Source organism: Amycolatopsis orientalis DSM 40040 = KCTC 9412, assembly GCF_000478275.1.
Lineage (GTDB): Bacteria > Actinomycetota > Actinomycetes > Mycobacteriales > Pseudonocardiaceae > Amycolatopsis > Amycolatopsis orientalis.
Genome location: NZ_ASJB01000048.1, coordinates 1 through 18547, shown reverse-complemented (window position 1 = coordinate 18547; position 18547 = coordinate 1). Strand labels below are relative to the sequence as shown.

The following is an 18547-nucleotide window of genomic DNA, read 5'->3' as shown; positions in this document are numbered from 1 at the left end:
GTCGAGTTTCCTCGGCTCAGCCGAGGGAAGGGCCCCTTCACGCGCTACCGCTGTGACTGATGGCGCCACTGAGCCTGGTGGCGATGGTCCGAGCCGTGAAGGACTTGGTGTTGCAGCCCCCGCCACCGCAGGCCGTCACGGTCAGCGTCACCGGATTCGCCAAGGAAGTGAAGAGCAGCTGCCGGATCTCGTCGTTCACGACGATCCGCCGCGCTTCGGTCGTCTTGCCGGACAGGACGAACTGAGCGGTGAGACTCGAGGAAGGCGCGCTGTCGGAAACCGTGGCCACCACCCGTACCTGGCCGCCGACGGTCTCGACGGTGCCCCGCACGCTCTGCGCCGCACAACCGAGCGGACTGCAGACCTCGAACGGCGTGGGCATCGCGGCGGAGGCGGTGCCCGCGAACCCGGCCATTCCCAGCCCCAGCGCACTCACGGCGGCGGCGATCCTGACAGCGGAAGATTTCATGGTCACTCCCCAGCGATTGTCGGACCACCGAGGCTAGACCTGACCGCTTGCCGTGCGCCAAGTTTTCGCTAAGTGCTTGGTGCATAACGAAAACCCCCTTCCCGCAAGATGCGGAGAAGGGGGTTTTCCGTTACGGGATCAGGAGCGACGGGCCCGCTTCGCCTTACGCGGCGGCGGAAGCGCACCTTCGGCGCGGAGCCGGGCGGCGTGCTCGGCGAGCGCGTCGACCAGGTGCGGGACGTCGGCCTTCTCGGGCTGGACGTCCACCCGCAGCCCGAACTCCACGGCGGTTTCCGCGGTCTTCGGGCCGATGCACGCGACCAGCGTGCGGGTGTGCGGCTTGCCGGCGATGCCGACGAGGTTCCGCACGGTCGAGGACGAGGTGAAGCAGACCGCGTCGAAACCACCGGTCTTGATCATCTCGCGGGTCTCGGCCGGCGGCGGGGCCGCCCGCACGGTCCGGTACGCGGTCACGTCGTCGATCTCCCAGCCGCGTTCACGCAGACCGGCCGACAGGGTCTCGGTGGCGATGTCCGCCCGCGGCAGCAGCACGCGGTCGACCGGGTCGAGGACGTCGTCGTACGGCGGGAACTCGGCCAGCAGGCCCTCCGAGGACTGCTCGCCCTCCGGGACCAGCTCGGGGATGATGCCGAAGGAACGCACCTTCGCGGCGGTCGATTCGCCGACGCAGGCGATCTTCACGCCGGAGAAGGCGCGGGCGTCGAGGCCGAACTCCTCGAACTTCTCCCACACCGCGCGGACGGCGTTGGTCGAGGTGAAGACGATCCACTGGTAGCGGCCGTCGACGAGGCCCTTGACCGAACGCTCCATCTGCGCGGGGCTGCGCGGCGGCTCGACCGAGATGGTCGGGACCTCGTGCGAGGTGGCGCCGTGGCCGCGAAGCCGCTCCGCCATCTCACCGGCCTGCTCCTTGGTGCGCGGCACCAGGACCTTCCAGCCGTACAGCGCGCGCGACTCCCACCACGACAGCTTCGAGCGCTGGCCGACGGCCTGTCCGATGGTCACGATCAGCGGGCCGACGAGCTCGCCGGCCTCGTTCGCGACGGTGGCCAGCGTGGTGTCCAGGGTGCGCTGGGTGTTGATGGTGCCGTTGGAGGTCACCGCTACCGGCGTGGTCGACGGCAGTCCGTGCTCGGTCAGCGCGGACGCGGCCTCGGCCAGATGCGCCGACGTCGCGTGCAGCACGATCGGGCCGGGGGTGGCGGCCAGCGCGGCCCAGTCGACGTCACCGCGGACGTCGACCTCGGTGTGCGTGCCGCCGAGCGCGACACCGGCGTACGCCGGGACGGCGGCGCCGGGCGAGACGCCCGGGACGATGTCGAACACGGCGCTGGTCCGGGAAACGGCCTGCACCTCGGCGACCACGGCGGGCTGGGTCAGCGGGTCACCGGCGATCAGCCGGAGCACCAGCCGTCCGGCCTTGGCCTCGTTCACCAGGTCCTTGGCGACCTCGGTGGCCTCACCGACGGCGGGGCGCACTTCGGCGCCCTCCGCGGTGAGGGCCAGGACGCCCGAAGGGACGTCCGGGTCGGTCACCACGACCTCGGCCTTGGCGAGCAGCTCCTGAGCGCGGACGGTCAGCAGACCGGCGTCACCGGGGCCCGAGCCCACGAAGGCGACACGCCCGGTGGTCTTACGCGCGGGGGTCATCTGTGCGTTCTCCTCTTAGGCGGCCGCGGTCGATCGCGGCCGTAACTGTCTCTCTCAGCTCACTGGGCGGGGCCGGACAGCGCGCCGGCCCCCAGGTCGAGCAGCTCGGCGGCCAATGTCCGGCCGAGCTGTTCGGCTTCGTGCTTGTCGGCGAGCGCCGAAGCGCGCACCATGTCGACCGCTTCCCCGTCGGCTTCGACGGCGGCGGTGCCCCGCAACGAGATCCGCTCGACGACCCGCCCTTCGGCGTCCAGGTCCTCGACGATCTCCGCCAGCGCTCCGACCGGTGCGCTGCACCCGGCTTCCAGCGCCGCGAGCAACGCCCGTTCGGCGGTCGCCACGGCACGGGTGCCTTCATCGTCCACTGTGGATCCGAGCAGGTGCTCGATGTCCACGTCCCCGGTCCGGCACTCCACCGCCAGCGCACCCTGCGCGGGGGCGGGCAGCATCTGGATCGGGTCGAGGGTCTCGGTGATCTCCTCGGCCCGCCCGATCCTGGCCAGTCCGGCACGCGCGAGCACCACGGCATCCAGCTCGCCGTCGGTCACCTTGCGCATGCGGGTGTCGATATTGCCTCGGATCGGCACGATTTCCAAACCGAGCCCGAGCGCGCGCAGTTGCGCGGTGCGCCGCGGCGAGCCGGTGCCGACGGTCGAACCGGGCGGAAGCTCACCGAGAGTCAGCCCGTCACGGGCGATCAGCGCGTCACGCGGATCCTCGCGGGGCGGCACGGCGGCGAGCGTGATGCCGGGTTCGGGTTTCGTCGGCAGATCCTTGTACGAATGCACGATGACGTCGACTTCCTCGCGCAGCAAGGCTTCGCGCAGCGCGGAAGTGAAGACACCGACGCCGATCGTGGGGATCGGCGCGGACGACTTGTCGCCGGGGGTCGTCACGGTGACGAGTTCGACCTCGGCCCCCGTGGCACGCAGGGCGTCGGCGATGGTGCCGGTCTGCGCGAGGGCGAGTTTGCTGCCGCGCGTCCCGATCCGGATGACTCTGCTCACTGATGATCACTCGTCTTTCGGCATAGCGGTGGGACTGGCCACGGCGGCGGGCGCCTGCGGGTCGAGGCAGAACAGCTCACGCAGCGCGTTGGCGTAGTCGGTGTCGGCCGTCTCGGCGGCCAGCTGCTTGACCCGCACCGTCGGCGCGTGCAGCAGTTTGTCGACCACCCGGCGGACCGTGCGGCCGACCTCCTCGCGGACCCCGGCTTCGAGTTCCGGCAGGCGGTTGTCCAGCCGCAGCAGTTCGGCGTCGACGACCTCGGCGGCCCGGCGCCGCAGCGCCGTCACCGTCGGGGTGACTTCGGCGCTGCGCTGGCCCGCGAGGTACTCGCGCACCTCGTCGAGCACGATGCCGGTGGCCTTCGCGGTCTGGCGGTCGGTGGTCGGGGCGCCCGCCTCGCGCATGCGGCGCTGGATGGTCTCGAGGTCGACCACGGTGACGTCGGCCAGTTCGGCGACGTCGTGCTCGACGTCGCGCGGGAGCCCGAGGTCGCACACCACCAGCGGGCGGCCGTCGCGGGCCGGGACGTGCTCGATGGTGAACACCGCGGCCTGCGCGCCGGTGCAGCAGACGACGATGTCCGCCTCGGCGACCGCGTCCGCGACCCCGCTCATCTGGACGGCCTTCGCGGGGACGCCCTGCTCGGCGCTCGCGGCGGCGAGACGGGCGGCCCTGGCCTCGGTGCGGTTGGCGATGGTGATCTCGCCGATCCCGGCCTTGCGCAGCTGGGACGCGGTCAGCGCGCCCATCGAACCGGCGCCGACGATCAGCGCGTGCTTGCCCGCGATGTCCCCGGCCGCGGCCAGCGACTCGGAAACGACCGAAGCACCGAGCTGGTCGAGACCGGTCTCGGTGTGAACACGTTTGCCGACGCGCAGCGTGGTCTGGATCAGCTCGTGCAGCGTGCGGCCGACGGTGCCGGCATCACGCGCGGTGGCGTAGGAGGACCGGATCTGGCCGAGGATCTGCGTCTCGCCGACGACCATCGAGTCCAGGCCGGAGGTGACCGAGAACAGGTGCTCGATCGCCGCGCCCGCGTAGTGCACGTACAGCGAGTCGTAGAGATCCGCGGGCTCCATCCCGGCCTGCCGGGCGAGCACCTCGGAGACGTCGTTCAGGCCGCCGTGGAAGGTCTCGACGACGGCGTAGACCTCGATGCGGTTGCAGGTGGAGACGAGGATCGCCTCACTGACGTGCTCGGCCTGCTGCAGCTCGTGGAGCACCTTGGTCACTTCGGTCGCGGGGACCGCGACCCGCTCCAGGGTGTTCAGCTCGGCACTGCGGTGCGAGAGCCCGACCGCCAACACGCTCATTTCAGCGCACCACCATTCCGTTGCCGTGGCCGTTCACGCTGCCATTCTCGGCCGCCGCGGTGGCGGCGTCCTCTCCGCCGTTGCCGTGAGCGGCCAGATCCGCGCGGCGAGCGACGTGGAACGACAGGATCTGCAGCTCGACCGCGAGATCGACCTTGCGGACCTCGATATGTGGCGGTACCTGCAGCACCACCGGGGCGAAATTCAGGATGCACTGCACGCCACCTGCGACGAGCCGGTCGCAGACCGACTGCGCGGCGGTGGGCGGAGTGGCGATGACGCCGATGGAGATCTGCCGTTCGGCGCAGACTTTGGGGATTTCGTCGAGATGCGACACCGGGAGACCGCCGACCGGTACGCCGACCAGATCCGGGTCGAGGTCGAACAGCGCCTCGACCGGGAAACCGCGGCCGGGGAACCCGCCGTAGTTGGCCAGCGCGTGCCCGAGGTTACCGATACCGACCACGGCGACCTTGTGCTTGCGGGTCAGGCCGAGGATCCGCTCGATCTGGCTGACCAGGACCGCGACCTCGTAACCGACGCCGCGGGTGCCGTAGGAGCCGAGGTAGGACAGGTCCTTGCGCAGTTTCGCGGAGTTGACGCCCGCGGCCTGCGAGAGTTCTTCGCTGGAGATCGTGGTCGCGCCCTGTTCGGCCAGGCCGGAGAGCACGCGCAGGTAGACGGCGAGGCGGGCGACCGCGGCTTCGGGGATCGACTTCGCGCGGACCGCTTCCGGCTCGGCGGTGGCCTCGACGGCGGGCATCTCCGCGGTGGGCGCGTTGTCGGCGTCCGGTGTCACCCGGGTGCGCCGGCCTCGTTGCGACACCACGCTTGTCCGCTCCTCTGGTCCTGCTGACGACATGAGTCACCCGAACCAGGAAATCGGCTCTTGACCCGTGGCGCTGAGTCCGGTTCGATGCCGGGCGCTCGCGGAGGCGACGTATCTACGGTAGCCACTTGTGAACGCAGGCACAAAGTCACTGGTAGGGAGGATGACGCACCCCACACGCGCTGCTCCCGCGTGAAGGCCCCCTTCACGCGGCTCAGCCGAGGGAAGGGGGCCTTCACGCGACGTCAGCGCGCGTTCACCGACACCGTGTGCCATCCGGTCGCGCCGTCGGGCACCGTTCCGGCACGCACCTCGGTCTGCGTGTAGCCCGACTGGTCCGTCGCCCGCACGGCGACCTGGTGCTGACCAGGCGTGACGTCGACTTCGGTCCACCACATGCGCCAGGTGTCCTTCGACGTCTCGGCCGACAGGACGGTCTCCCGCCACGGCCCCTGGTCGACCCGGATCTCGACCTTCGCGACGCCGGTGTGCTGCGCCCACGCGATCCCGGACACCACGACCTTGCCCGCGGTCACGGCCGAACCGGGCGCGTCGATCCGCGACTGCGTCTTCACCGGCCCTTCCCGTCCCCAGCCGCGGCCGAGCCAGTACGCCTCGCGTTCCTTCCAGGTGGTGATCTCCAGGTCGGTGACCCATTTCGTGGCGGACACGTAGCCGTACAGCCCCGGGATCACGATGCGCGCGGGGAAGCCGTGTTCGATCGGCAGCGGCTCGCCGTCCATGCCGATGGCGAGCATCGCGCCACGCCGCGGATCCAGGGCGGCTTCGACCGGGGATCCGCAGGTCCAGCCGTCGACGCTGGTCGCGAACATCTGCTCGGCGCCGGGCTTCACGCCCGCTTCGTTCAGCAGGTCGCGCAGGTCGATGCCGATCCAGCGCGCGTTGGAGATGTACGGGCCGCCGACCTCGTTGGAGACACAGCACAGCGTGACGTCGCGTTCGAGCAGCGGCCGCGAGCGGATGTCGTCATACGTATAGGTGATTTCGCGGTCGACCATCCCGTGGATCCGCAGGCTCCAGTCCTCCGTGCGGACCTGCGGAACGACCAGTGCCGTGTCGATCCGGTAGAAATCCTTCGAAGGAGTGAGATACGGCGGGGTGCCGAACTTCACGAAGTCCGCGTCGGGCGGGATCGGCGGGGCGGTCCGGGTCGCGACGAGCCTGCCGACGGCGGCGCGGGACTCGTCGGCGTTCTTCCGGGTCCCGACGATCTGGCCGGTCAGCGCGGCGACACCGGCCCCTGCGGCGACGGAAGCACCGGTGATCAGCACCTTCCGCCTGTCCGGCCCCTCCCCCTCGCGGTCGTCGAAGAACACGGGCGGCCGGAAGAACCGGTGCAGCCAGGTGAACACGACGAGCCCGGCGACCGCCGCGATCACGGGCGCCAGCAGCGCGATCTGCCCGAGGTCGGTGCGCACGAAGACGGCGGCGACCCCGGCCGCGCCGAGCACGCCGATGACGACCTGCCCCGGCAACGGCCTGCGCCGCGAAAGCTGTCCGGCCAGGAACGCGAAGAGCACCAGCACCACGGCGAGGCCGAACTTGAGGACGGCCTTGTCCCAGGTCCCCAGCGTCTGCTCGGCCCAGGCCACGACGGCGTGCGGGCTGTGGTCGATGACGAAGTTCGCCACCGCGACGAACGGCGACGCCGTGTACCCGACGAAGCCCGCGACAAGATGTCCGACGCCGAGCGCGGCGGCGAGCGCGAGCAGGCCGGTCAGAGCGGCTTGCGGGAAGGTGAGCCTGCGTTCGTCGTCCACGACTCCATCTTCGTCAGGCGCGGTGCCCGAGGTCGGCCGTTCGCCCTTACGGGTGTCTTACACCAGGGCCTTGCGGAGCCTGTCCTCTTCGACCCGCCAGTAGCCGTGCTCGGCGTCGTCGATCAGGATCACCGGCACGCGGTCGCCGTATTCGGCCCGCCATTCCGGGTCGCTGTCGACGTCCTGTGCCGACCAGGCGACGCCGAGTTCGCCGCAGATCCGCTCGATGTCCTGTTCCGCGACCTCGCACAGGTGGCAACCCGTGCGGGTCATGACGGTGACGTGGTGGGCCATACGTCAATCCTTACCTGAGTCACCTGAGGCGGAGACGCCGGAGCTTGCCCGTCGCCGAATGCGGCAGCGACTCGGCGAACTCGACGGTGTGGGGCACCTTGTACCCGGCCAGATGCTCCGCGCAGTGCTCGACGACCTGTTGTTCCGAAAGCGACGCGCCCGGCGCGGGGACCACGACGGCCTTCACCGCCTCGCCGGTGCGCTCGTCGACGACGCCGACGACACCCGCCTCGACGACCTCGTCCAGCATCGAGATGACGTTCTCGACCTCGTGCGGGTAGACGTTGAAGCCGTTGACGATGATCAGGTCGTTGGCCCGGTCCACCAGGTGCAGGTCGCCGTCGGTGTCGAGGTAGCCGACATCGCCGGTGCGGAACCAGCCCTCTTCGTCGGGTCCGTGGGCGCCGTCGGGCCAGTAGCCGGAGAAGAGGTTCGCGCCGCGGATCGACACGAGCCCGGTGCCGCCGTCCTCGTCGAAGGCGTCGCCGAGATCGTCGGGGTCCAGCGGGACGGGCGCCGCGTCGCCGTCGCTGTCGACCAGCCGGATCTCGATCCCGGGCAGCGGCCGCCCGACCGAACCCGGCTTCGGGTAGCCGGTGACCAGCGTCGTGGTGACCACCGGCGCGCATTCGGTGAGGCCGTAGCCCTCGTAGACGTCCAGTCCGGTGGCGCCGCGGATCGCGGTGAGGATCTTGGGATGCAGCGGCGCCGCGCCGGACGTCATCCGCCGGACGGTGGAGAGGCCCTGCCCGAGTTCGTCGGCGTCCATCGCGGCGAACTCGGCGTACATCGCGGGTACGCCGGCGATCGAGGTCACCCGGTACTCGGTGCAGTCGGCCAGGGTCCGCTCGGCGAGGAAGCGCTCGGAGAGGATCGCCGTCGCGCCGACCGACGTGGTCTGCAGCAGCCCGGGGCCGAGGCCGTAGACGTGGAACAGCGGGATGGTGATGAGCACGCGGTCGCCGTGCACGAGCGGCGTCGGGACGATCCGGCTCAGCTGGTCGAGGTTCGCCAGCAGCGCCCGGTGCGACAGCATCACGCCGCGCGGCGGGCCGGTCGTCCCGGAGGTGTACGAAATGACGGCTATGTCCTCACCGGCCCCGGCCCCCTCGACCGGTTCGACTGCTCCATCCGAGGTAACAGGTGGTGAGAGGCTCGTCACGCCCTCGGGAAGCTCCTCGGTCGCTTCCCGTTCGAGGACGAGCCGCGCGCCGCTGTGCTCCAGCAGTCCGGTCAGCTCCGCCACCGGGGCCTGTGGCGAGATGGGGACGACCACCGCGCCGGCCCGCAGCGCACCGAACAGCGAGACGGCGAACGCGGCCGACGTCGGTAACCGCAACGCCACCCTGTCGCCGCGGTGGATTCCCGCGTCGAGCAGGGCGTGGGCCAGCGAATGGGCGGCGTTGTCGAGTTCCGCCCAGGTCAGCGTGACCCCGCCGCCGGTCTCCTGCACGGCCGTCTTGCCGGGCCACTGCCGGGCGGCCTCGGCGAGCAAAGTGGGCACGCTTCCTTCGGCAACCTGCTCCGCGCTCAACTGCGAACCTCTTCCCTCGGTGAACGGCGTTGCCAGTTTGTCATCTCGGCCACCGTCATGGGCGTCACTCGGTTTCGTCGCAGTTCCGTAACCCCGGCACCGCTACCTACTTCGCGGTAACTACACGTATGCTGCTGGGCGTCGTCGAGTGGTGTTGATCACTCGATGGTGAGAAAGGAAGTCCGGACGTGCAGATCTTGCAGGCCCACGCGGCGGTGGGACATGCGGGCCGGTCTTCCCTGTCCGGAACGGGAGGTGCACCGTGACCCTTCCCGCGCCGAATCCCGTCTCCATGCTGGCGGGCCACATCCTCCGCCGGAGCGGACTCTCCCCGGCGCCGTCGCCCCGGCAGGCCAAGGCGCCGAGCCAGGACGGGACCACCGAAGACTCCACAGCGGCCTCAGCCGCCGCCGAAGCCGCGAAGGCCGAAGCCTGGGAGCTGGTCAGCGCCGCACAGGGCGGCGACACGTCCGCCTTCGGCCGCCTCTACGACCGCTACGTCGACGTCGTCTACCGCTACGTCCTGTTCCGCCTCGGCGACCGGGACCTCGCCGAGGACGTCACCAGCGAGACGTTCCTGCGCGCGCTGCGCCGCATCACCTCGGTGAGCTACCAGGGGCGTGACGTCGGCGCCTGGTTCGTCACCATCGCGCGCAACATCATCCTCGACCACGTGAAGTCGAGCCGATTCCGCCTGGAGGTGGTGACCGACGAGGTCGCCGAGCCGAGCGGGGCACCGATCGGGAACGTCGGCGTCCAGGCCGTCGCGGGGCCCGAACAGCAGGCCATCAGCCGCGCGACCCGCGCCGAGCTGCTGCGTTGCGTCGCCGAACTCGGCGAGGACCAGCGCGAATGCATCGTGCTGCGGTTCATGCAGGGACTCTCGGTCGCCGAGACCGCGGCGATCATGCGGCGCAACGAAGGCGCCATCAAGGCCCTCCAGCACCGCGCGGTACGCCGTTTGGCACAACTTCTCCCGACCGGATTGCGTTAAAGTTCCATCTTTCTTCCTCACCGGACCTTGCCGTAACCCTGGGGCGCCCCCACTCGTTTCCCAAGCCAGACCGGTGTCAGGACCGGGCTGAGCGCAAGAGACGGAGCAGGACCGTGGGCGTGCCGGGATGGTTCGCACGGGAGCGAGCGGACGGTGACCGCTTCGCGGACCTCGTCGACGGCGACGCGGCTCCGGACGGCGACGAATTCGCGCACGAACTCGCCCTCGTCGGCGGCCTGCGCGAGCTGGGCGCCAGTGGCGCTCCCGACGCCGAGACCCGACAGCGGATCCATGCCGAGATCGCCGGGCGCCTCGCCGAGGCCGAAGCGCCGTCGAAGCGTCGCGGTCACACCCTCGCCAACCTCGCCGCGGCCGCCGTCGCGCTCATCCTGGCGCTGGGCGGCTTCACTTTGCTGCTGTCCAAGGACGCCTTGCCGGGCGATCCGCTGTACGGCATCAAACGAGCGGGTGAATCGGCCGCGCTCGGGCTCACCTTCGACGAGCAGGAGAAGGCGAAGAAGCATCTGGAGTTCGCCACGAACCGCGTCGGCGAACTCGACGAGCTGACCCGGCAGGAGGCGTCCACCGAGGCGTACTTCACCGGGCTGGCCGATTTCGAATCCGATCTGCGCGCCGGTGTCTCGCAGCTGACCGCCGTCGTCACGGACCAAGGCGGTCAGTCCCGGCTGACGGAACTCCGCACCTGGGCACGGCAGCAGTCCGACCGGCTCGGTCTTCAGGTCGAACGGGCCCCCGCCGAAGCGCGCGACAAGTTCGCCGCGGCCCGTGTCCTGCTCGACCGGGTCCAGGCGCGCACGACGGATCTCGGCTCGCGGCTGGTCTGCTACACGATCACCACGGGCTCCTCCGACGAGCTGGGCGCCGTCCCCGCCGCCGGCGACTGCGTCCGCGACCCCGGCGCCCCGGACGCCGTCGTGCCGCCGGTGACGGTGCCCACGCCGTCCTCGTCGCCGACCGGGGCGCCGTCACCGACCTCGGTGCCGCCGTCGTCCGGTGTGGACACCGCGAACCCGACCGGACCGCTCACGCCGCCGACGGGCGGGACACCGCCGCCCGTGGTGGCGACTCCGCCGCGGACGCAGAACCCGCCGCTGCCGGTTCCGACGACCATCACGCCCCAGCCGCCGTTGATTTCGATTCCGCCGCTCATCCCGGGATTACCGCCGATCACCATCGGCTGACGAGACACGTGATGAGGCAGGCGCCACACCTGGGACAGCCCTGTTGAGCTCTCGCTACGCTGTGCGTAGGCACCTGGGATTCCGGAGGCGGTGTGCGTGTCAGTTTGGCGGGGCAGGGATAAGAGTCAAGAGCTCGAACGGCTGGCCGAGCTCGCGGGCGAGGCGTCGGCCGAGGCCGCCATGGCGACCGCGTCCGCCGAAGCCCTCGAACCGCCGGCCCCGCCCGCACCGCCGGATCTGACCGCGGCCGCGTTCTTCGACGTCGACAACACCATGATGATGGGCGCGTCGATCTTCTACTTCGCCCGCGGTCTGGCCGCGCGCAAGTTCTTCACGTCCGCCGATCTGGCCGGATTCGTCTGGCAGCAGGTGAAATTCCGGCTCGGCGGCCGGGAGAACAAGGAGGACATCAAGACCCACCGCGAGCGCGCACTGTCCTTTGTGGCCGGTCGCACGGTGCAGGAACTGACCGACATCAGCGAAGAGATCTACGACGAGCTGATGGCGGACAAGATCTGGTCCGGCACCCGGGCACTCGCGCAGATGCACCTCGACGCCGGCCAGCGCGTCTGGCTCGTCACCGCGACCCCGATCGAACTCGCGGCCATCATCTCGCGGCGCCTCGGGCTCACCGGCGCGCTGGGCACCGTCGCCGAGACGAAGGACGGCGTCTACACCGGCCGTCTCGTCGGCGATCTCCTGCACGGACGCGCGAAAGCCCACGCCGTCCGGGCACTGGCGTCACGCGAAGGGCTGAATCTCAAGCGCTGCACGGCGTATTCGGACTCGCAGAACGACGTCCCGATGTTGTCGGTCGTGGGAACCGCTGTCGCGGTGAACCCCGACGGCGGCCTTCGCGACGTCGCCCGCGCGCGCGGCTGGGAGATCCGAGACTTCCGGACCGGGCGGAAGGCCGCGAAGATCGGCGTCCCGTCCGTGCTCGGCGTCGGCGCGGTGGCCGGTGCCGTGGCCGCCGGCATGGCCTACCGGCGCCGCTGAGCCCCCCTCTCCGATGCCATGAAAGGTCCTTTCCTTGCAAATTTTGCAAGGAAAGGACCTTTCATGGCGTCGGAAAGTGGTCAGCCCTTGAAGACGCTCTTACGCTGCGAAAGGCGTTTGTACAGCGACTGCTGGATCGACTCCCGCACCTGGTCGGTCAGCGTGAACACCAGCATCGGGTCGTCCACGGCGTCCACGTCGTAGGTGTCCGTGCGGATGGGCTCGCCGAACTCGATGCTCCACTTCGTCGGCAGCGGGATCGCGCCGAGCGGGCCGAGCAGCGGGAAGAACGGGGTCACCGGGAAGTACGGCAGGCCGAGGAGCCGCGCGAGCAGCTTGATGTCGCCCACCTTCGGGTAGATCTCCTCCGCGCCGATGACCGACACGGGAATGATCGGCACCCCGGTCCGCAGGGCCGCGGAAACGAAGCCGCCGCGGCCGAACCGCTGCAGTTTGTACCGCGACGAGAACGGCTTTCCGATGCCCTTGAAGCCTTCCGGCCAGACACCGACGAGTTCTCCCTTGCGCAGCAGGCGTTCCGCGTCGGCGTTGCAGGCGAGCGTCTGCCCGGACTTGCGGGCGAAGGAGCCCACCAGCGGCACCTGGAACACCAGATCCGCGCCGAGGCCGCGCAGATGCCTGCCGCCGGGAACGTGGTCGTGCACGGCGACGGCGGTCATCAGCGCGTCGAGCGGCAACGTGCCGGAGTGGTTCGACACCAGGAGCGCGCCGCCGTCGGCGGGCAGGTTCTCGACGCCGAAGGTGTCGACGCGGAACCACTTCTCGTACAGCGCGCGCAGCGGCGGCAGCAGCAGGGTCTCGGTGAGCTCGGCGTCGAAGCCGAACTCGTCCACGGTGTAGTCACCGGTCAGCCTGCTCCGCAGGAACCCCAGTGCCGTCTTGAGCGACTCCGGGAGCAGGTCCGCATCGGCTGGCCGGGTCTTCGCGGGTGAGACCCGCACCGAGCCGGGGAACTCGACGACGGGCGCGTCCGCCCGGCGTTCCTGCTGCTTCAGATGCTCTTGCGCGTCTTCGGACTCGCGAAGATCCCGATCCGCCTGAGCGGCCGGGTCCGGCTTCTCTCTGCCGGGGCCGTGCAACGGGATGACCTGCGCTTCAGCGCCGCTCACGTTTTCCGCCTCGCCTTCGTGAGAGTTATCGGGGTCGTTCTCGTAGGGCCTGCTCACCGGTGCGCCGCCTGTCCGGTGGCCGCGGCCACCAGGACCTTGCCGGCGAGTCCGGCCAGCCTGCCACCGTCCACCACGGGCCTGAGCCCGCGGCCGGTGATGTAGTCGTCGAACGCCTCACGCGTCGTCCAGCGCGGGGTGTAGCCGAAGTCCTTCTTGAGCTTCGTGATGTCCACGACCCGGCCGAAGTTCAGCAGCCGGACCTGGTCCTCGGAGAAGTCGACCACGCGGGCACCGCGCAGAACCTTCCCGACCGACGGCACGACACCGCTGGGCATCGGCAGCTCGACCCGGCCCGCTCGCCGGATCGCCTGAGACAGGGTGAGTACCCCTTCCGAGCCGACATTGAACACGCCGGGTTTGTCCTCCAGCGTCGCCTGTTCGAAGACCGACAGCGCGTCCGAGGCGTGAAGCAGCTGGATCCGGGCGTCGTAGCCGAAGACCGTCGGGACCACCGGCAGCGCGAAATAGCGCGAGAGCACGGTGTCGATCTCGGGGCTGATGATGTTGGCGAACCGGAGCAGCGTCGTCGTGATGTCGGGACGGCGGCGCATGAGCCCGCGCACGTAGCCCTCCATCTCGACGGCGTCCTTGGCGTAGCCGCTGGTCGAGGTGGGGATGAGCTCGGAGTCTTCGGTGAAGACGGCCTGCGAACGCGCTCCCGCGCCGTAGACCGCAGCCGTCGACTTCACCACGAGCTTGCGCACGAGCGGCGAACGCTGGCAGGCCGCCAGCAGCCGCATCGTGCCGATGACGTTGACCTCTTTGATGGCCGTGCGGCGGGCCGGGCCCGCCGGATGGGCGGTGCACGAGGCGTGCACGACGGTGTCGACCTTGGCCGTGCTGATCACCTTGGCGATCAGCGGATTGCGAATGTCGGCGCGGACGTACTCAGCGCGACCCATGCGCTGCAGGACCGACTTCTGCGGAGGCGTGGTGTCCACGCCGATCACCCGCTCGAACTCCGGATTGTTGCCGAGTCTGGCGAGCAGCTTCCCGCCAAGGTCTCCCCCGACCCCGGTCACGAGCACGATGTTCGACGGCATAGGACTCCCTGCGGTTTGGGCGGTTCTCGGACTTCGATCACGGGGTCCTGATGACCTTGAGCGCGTTCTTGATCTACCGAGTGTGCGCGAACCTGCACTCACTGGAAGCATCGCGCGGCTGCCCTTGAGATGTTACCGCTCATTAGGGGTAGTCGAGTCAGCGCTTACATGCTATTAACCAGCCGCTCGCAGAGGGGATGCACGTCTCACTCGAATGGCTGGACCAAGCCCACTAAATGGGAATGGCCCGTCCAGAAACTGGACGGGCCACTCACCGGCTGTGTCTTACTTGCCGGCCTTCCTACGCTGAACGCGCGTCCGGCGCAGCAACTTGCGGTGCTTCTTCTTCGACATGCGCTTACGGCGCTTCTTGATCACAGAGCCCATCGTGAGCGCTCCTTCCTTCGTCGTCGGTCACGCTGCCCGGCGCAGCGTCCAACGGGTGGAGCGCACAGGCACGAGCGGTCTTCCAGGGTACCCGCGCCCCGGAAGACGCTCTTCGGCGGGCACACTGTGCTCCGCGAAGCGAGCCTCAGCCCACGTCGAAGTACGCGCCCTGCAGATATTCGTGAACGGCCTTTTCGGGCACTCTGAACGACTTCCCGACGCGCACCGCGGGCAACTCGCCCGAGTGAACCAGTCGGTAGACGGTCATCTTGGAGACCCGCATCAGCGTGGCCACCTCGGCGACCGTCAGAAACTGGACCTGGCCCACTGAGGGCAGATCATCCTTCTTGTTCGGCGGCATGATTCACCGTGTCCTTCGACACGTGTCGCGCCACGAGGCTTCCCCACCTGTGGTATCGACACGCACGTGCTCTCTTGAGAGTAGCGGGACACGTGTGGCTAAAGCGACGCGAGTCACCGAGATGGGCCCGTCCGACTACGCATTTCGCCCTCTGGATGCGGTACTTGCGCGTGCAAGGACCGCATCCAGAGGACTAAGTGCGAGGTTCGTGAGCGGCGCCCAGTTCGGTCGACCGGTCCTTCGCGGCCTCGATGGCGGCCAGGAGCGCCGCGCGGACACCGTGCTTCTCGAGTTCGCGGATAGCGTTGATGGTCGTCCCGGCGGGTGAGGTGACGGCTTCACGCAGCAGCACCGGGTGCTCGTCGGACTCCGCGAGCATCTTCGCCGCCCCGACCGCCGACTGGATGATCAGCTGCCCGGCGAGCGCCCGCGGCAGGCCGAGCAGGATCCCGGCGTCGATCATGGCCTCGACCAGGTAGAAGAAATACGCCGGCCCGGATCCGGACAGCGCCGTGACGGCGTCCTGCTGCGACTCCGGCACCTCGACGACCTGGCCGACGTGCGAAAGCAGGTCCTTCACCAGCGCGACGTGCTCGGCGGTCGCGTGCGCGCCCGCGGAAACCGCGCTCATCGCCTCTCCGACGAGCATCGGGGTGTTCGGCATGACGCGGACCACGGGGACGCCCTCGGCCAGCCTGCGCTCGTACAGGGCGGTCGGCAGGCCCGCGCACAGCGAGACCACCAGCGACTCCTTGCCGAGCAACGGCGCGAGTTCGTCCAGCACCGGGTCGATGTCCTGCGGTTTGACCGCGACGACCAGCACGTCGGCCCGGCGCGCCGCGTCGGCGACGGTGACCCCGTGCACGCCGTAGCGCTCGGTCAGCTCGGCGGCGCGCGCCGGGTAGCGCTCGGTGAACAGCAGGTCACCGGGGCTGTGCCCGCCGTGCAACAGGCCCGAGAGCAGGGCCTCCCCGATCTTTCCGGCACCAAGGACCGCGATCACGCTCATGCCTTTCAGCGTGCCAAACCGCCGTCAGCCCCCGGGCGCCGGGGCGAGCGCCAGCTGACGCGCCTGACAGACCACCCTGCCCTGCGAGTCCACCACGAGGGCGTCCGAGTCGAACCAGGCCTCGTGCACCGACTGGGCCTGCACGATCACCCGCAGCCAGCCCGGCGCCGGACGGGTGCGCAGCAACGCGGTCAGCTGCACGGTCGGCGCCCAGCCGATCCGGCCGAGGTTGTAGACCACCGGCGGGTTCACGTCGCCCGCGAGCAGGGCGAAGAACGGGTCGGGGAGGCCGTGCCGCGGCCGGACCCACAGCCGCATCTTCGGCGGGTCGCCGATCCGGCCGTGCAGATAGCCGACGCTCGCCGGATCCAGCCGGACGTCGCAGCCCTTCGCCAGGTTGAACATGCCTTCGGACGTCTCGCCGGTGACGGGTACCGCGCCGGGCGGCGGCTCCGCGGGCATGGCCGGGACGTCGGTCCACTCCGGACGCCGCATCGGCAGCCGCCCGGTGGTCACCCTGGCCTCGACACAGCTGCGGCCCCGCTGCTCCAGCAGGACCGCGACGACCGAGGCGCGCCTTCCGACCTTCCGGACGTCGGTGCGCAGCAACACCGGGCCCACGGCGGGCGGGTGCAGGAACTCCGCGCTGATCGACAGCGGCTCGGACGGTGGCTCACCGCGTTCATGGAGGAGGGAGAGCGCGGTCCGCGCCATCAGGGCCATCAGGAAGCCGCCGTGCGGATGTCCGCCGATCGACCATTCCGCGCGCAGTACCGCTGTGAACGTGCCGTCACCCAGTGATCGCGTCGCGCATGCCGCGTCGAAGGAGGTGACCGTGTCGTCGGCCGCGCTCACCGAGCACTGACCCAGGCCACGAGCCGATCCATCGGGGTGCGGGAGATCAACAAACGCAGCTGGTTCACGGTCGGAACTTTACGTGTACCAGCGCCTCGAGTGCAGACAGGAATGAATCTCCGCACCTGGAGACGATCTTTGTCACTGACCGAGGTGAAACCTCGCGAACAGGAGTGACTCCGCGAGGTCCTTCGATCGCCGCGCCGGGCTCGGCGAGCGGCGGGTGTTGATCTCCAGCACGACCTGCCCGGAGAAATCGCTGTTCACGAGCTTTTCGAGGAGTTCGGCGCAGGGTTCGATCCCGCGTCCGGGCACCAGGTGCTCGTCCTTCGGGAGGCCCGTGCCGTCCGCCAGATGGACGTGCGCGAGCCCGGAACCCATCCGTTCGGCGAGCGCGAGGGCGTCCATCCCCGCCGCCGCCGTATGGGACAGGTCGAGCGTGTAGTGGCGAAACCCTACGTCCGTAGGGTCGATCGAGGGCCGGAAGGCCGACACGCGCGACGTCCGCGAGCCGCCGGGCGGGCGCACCTTGAACATGTTCTCGACCGCGATCTGAATGCCGCTTTCCTCTTCGAGTTCGTCGACGAGGTCACCGAACGCGTCACCGTAGCGGCGCTGCCACCGGAACGGCGGATGCACCACGACCGTGCGCGCGCCCAGTTCCAGGGCCGCGTCCACGGACATCCGCAGGCGCACCTCGGGATCCGGCGACCACACGCGCTGGGTGATCAGCAGCGACGGCGAGTGGATCGACAGCACCGGCACGCCGGTGCGGCGCGACCACCGGCGCAGCGCGGAGACGTCCTGGCTGACCGGGTCGGCCCAGACCATCACCTCGACGCCGTCGTACCCCAGGTCCGCGGCCATCTCGAAGGCCGCACCCGCCCGCAACGGCCAGACGGACGCGGTCGAGATCCCCACCGGAACAGGAACTGCCATTCCGGCATCCTTCCCGAGGCCGCTAACGCGCGACCAGGAGGAGTGCGGCCGGTGAGACCGTCACCACCAGGCCGACCAGTACCGCGAGCACCAGGGTCTGCAGATCCTCCGCCTTGCGGATCTTCCGGACGATCCACACCAGCGCGACGATCACCAGCAGCGCGGCGACCAGCGCGGCGGCGGGGATGTTCACCCACAGCCAGTTGAAGCCCAGCCAGACCGCGGCGCCGCCGACCACGCCGGCCGCCAGCTGACCGGCCAAGGCCAGCCACTGCTTCCCCGGTGACGCGTTCTCGGCGTACTCCTCGGGCTCCTCCTCCGCGACGACGTCCGAGTCCTGCTCGTCCTCGTAGTCGTCCTCGTAGTCGTCGGCCCGGTAACCCGCCGCTGTCCGGCCGAAGCCGTACTCCTCGCGGCCGAAGTCCGGGCCCTCCTCGGGGTAGGCCGGGTCGGCGAAGTCGCGCTCGTACTCGTCGAGGTCGTCCTGCGGCCGGTCGCGGTCGTCGAGCGAATGCGGCGGCACGAACGGCATCGGCGGGGGGTGCGAGGCCATGGTGGGCGGCCCGCCGTCGAACGGATCCGGTTCGGGATCCGTCTCCGGCTCGACCGGCACGGCGGGCGGCGGAGGCGGCACCGGCGGGATCCCGCCGATCTCGGTGTCCTCGGACT

At 69.8% G+C, this 18547-nt stretch carries 19 protein-coding genes; 3 read left to right on the top strand and 16 right to left on the bottom strand.

Going from position 1 to position 18547, the window contains the following annotated elements:
• Nucleotides 1-37: 37 nt before the first annotated feature.
• From L324_RS15970 to L324_RS15935, 8 genes are all read right to left on the bottom strand, one after another.
• A complete protein-coding gene (locus L324_RS15970) occupies nucleotides 38-469 on the bottom strand; it encodes a hypothetical protein (RefSeq protein WP_175583836.1) in 432 nt (143 codons plus the stop codon).
• A gap of 138 nt (nucleotides 470-607) precedes the next feature.
• Nucleotides 608-2140 (bottom strand): bifunctional uroporphyrinogen-III C-methyltransferase/uroporphyrinogen-III synthase, encoded by a 1533-nt coding sequence (locus L324_RS15965; RefSeq protein ID WP_037308205.1) that lies wholly within the window; start codon nucleotides 2138-2140, stop codon nucleotides 608-610.
• A gap of 59 nt (nucleotides 2141-2199) precedes the next feature.
• On the bottom strand, nucleotides 2200-3147 hold the full coding sequence (gene hemC / locus L324_RS15960; protein WP_037308202.1) for a hydroxymethylbilane synthase: 948 nt from the start codon (nucleotides 3145-3147) through the stop codon (nucleotides 2200-2202).
• 6 nt (nucleotides 3148-3153) lie between these two features.
• A complete protein-coding gene (locus L324_RS15955) occupies nucleotides 3154-4461 on the bottom strand; it encodes a glutamyl-tRNA reductase (RefSeq protein ID WP_037308199.1) in 1308 nt (435 codons plus the stop codon).
• A 1-nt stretch (nucleotide 4462) separates the two neighbouring features.
• Complete coding sequence (locus L324_RS15950; RefSeq protein WP_037308196.1) at nucleotides 4463-5290, bottom strand: redox-sensing transcriptional repressor Rex; 828 nt, start codon at nucleotides 5288-5290, stop codon at nucleotides 4463-4465.
• Nucleotides 5291-5535: 245 nt separating this feature from the next.
• Entirely contained in the window at nucleotides 5536-7071 is a 1536-nt protein-coding gene (locus L324_RS15945; RefSeq protein WP_037308191.1) for a molybdopterin-dependent oxidoreductase, read from the bottom strand.
• 57 nt (nucleotides 7072-7128) lie between these two features.
• Nucleotides 7129-7365 carry a glutaredoxin family protein gene (locus L324_RS15940; protein ID WP_037308189.1) on the bottom strand — a complete coding sequence of 79 codons (237 nt, stop codon included), beginning with the start codon at nucleotides 7363-7365 and terminating at the stop codon, nucleotides 7129-7131.
• Between the two features lie 19 nt (nucleotides 7366-7384).
• Nucleotides 7385-8899 (bottom strand): AMP-binding protein, encoded by a 1515-nt coding sequence (locus L324_RS15935; RefSeq protein ID WP_037308186.1) that lies wholly within the window; start codon nucleotides 8897-8899, stop codon nucleotides 7385-7387.
• Between the two features lie 262 nt (nucleotides 8900-9161).
• On the opposite strand from L324_RS15935, the gene L324_RS15930 reads away from it, so the two are divergent.
• The 3 genes from L324_RS15930 to L324_RS15920 all read left to right on the top strand — a co-directional run bounded on the left by L324_RS15930 (nucleotide 9162) and on the right by L324_RS15920 (nucleotide 12094).
• On the top strand, nucleotides 9162-9893 hold the full coding sequence (locus L324_RS15930) for a sigma-70 family RNA polymerase sigma factor (RefSeq protein WP_037308183.1): 732 nt from the start codon (nucleotides 9162-9164) through the stop codon (nucleotides 9891-9893).
• Nucleotides 9894-10006: 113 nt separating this feature from the next.
• Nucleotides 10007-11095: a DUF5667 domain-containing protein gene (locus L324_RS15925; RefSeq protein ID WP_037308179.1), complete on the top strand. Its 1089-nt coding sequence runs from the start codon at nucleotides 10007-10009 to the stop codon at nucleotides 11093-11095.
• 96 nt (nucleotides 11096-11191) lie between these two features.
• Nucleotides 11192-12094 (top strand): HAD family hydrolase, encoded by a 903-nt coding sequence (locus tag L324_RS15920; protein ID WP_037308177.1) that lies wholly within the window; start codon nucleotides 11192-11194, stop codon nucleotides 12092-12094.
• A gap of 80 nt (nucleotides 12095-12174) precedes the next feature.
• Here the strand turns inward: L324_RS15920 and L324_RS15915 are convergent, their stop codons facing one another.
• From L324_RS15915 to L324_RS15885, 8 genes are all read right to left on the bottom strand, one after another.
• Entirely contained in the window at nucleotides 12175-13281 is a 1107-nt protein-coding gene (locus tag L324_RS15915) for a lysophospholipid acyltransferase family protein (protein WP_037308174.1), read from the bottom strand.
• Nucleotides 13278-14327, bottom strand: a complete 1050-nt coding sequence (locus tag L324_RS15910) for an NAD-dependent epimerase/dehydratase family protein (protein ID WP_037308171.1) — start codon at nucleotides 14325-14327, stop codon at nucleotides 13278-13280. The genes L324_RS15915 and L324_RS15910 overlap by 4 nt, the downstream gene beginning before the upstream one ends.
• A 285-nt stretch (nucleotides 14328-14612) precedes the next feature.
• Entirely contained in the window at nucleotides 14613-14714 is a 102-nt protein-coding gene (locus L324_RS41655; protein ID WP_007030867.1) for a 30S ribosomal protein bS22, read from the bottom strand.
• A gap of 145 nt (nucleotides 14715-14859) precedes the next feature.
• On the bottom strand, nucleotides 14860-15075 hold the full coding sequence (locus L324_RS15905; RefSeq protein WP_016330918.1) for a helix-turn-helix domain-containing protein: 216 nt from the start codon (nucleotides 15073-15075) through the stop codon (nucleotides 14860-14862).
• A 193-nt stretch (nucleotides 15076-15268) separates the two neighbouring features.
• Nucleotides 15269-16084, bottom strand: coding sequence for a pyrroline-5-carboxylate reductase (gene proC, locus L324_RS15900; RefSeq protein ID WP_037308166.1), 816 nt, complete (start codon nucleotides 16082-16084; stop codon nucleotides 15269-15271).
• Nucleotides 16085-16108: 24 nt separating this feature from the next.
• On the bottom strand, nucleotides 16109-16939 hold the full coding sequence (locus L324_RS15895; RefSeq protein ID WP_037308163.1) for a thioesterase family protein: 831 nt from the start codon (nucleotides 16937-16939) through the stop codon (nucleotides 16109-16111).
• Nucleotides 16940-17080: 141 nt separating this feature from the next.
• Nucleotides 17081-17878, bottom strand: coding sequence for a sugar phosphate isomerase/epimerase family protein (locus L324_RS15890; RefSeq protein ID WP_037308160.1), 798 nt, complete (start codon nucleotides 17876-17878; stop codon nucleotides 17081-17083).
• Between the two features lie 22 nt (nucleotides 17879-17900).
• Nucleotides 17901-18547: Rv0497 family membrane protein (locus L324_RS15885; protein WP_037308158.1), on the bottom strand; the 647-nt coding region annotated here is incomplete at its 5' end.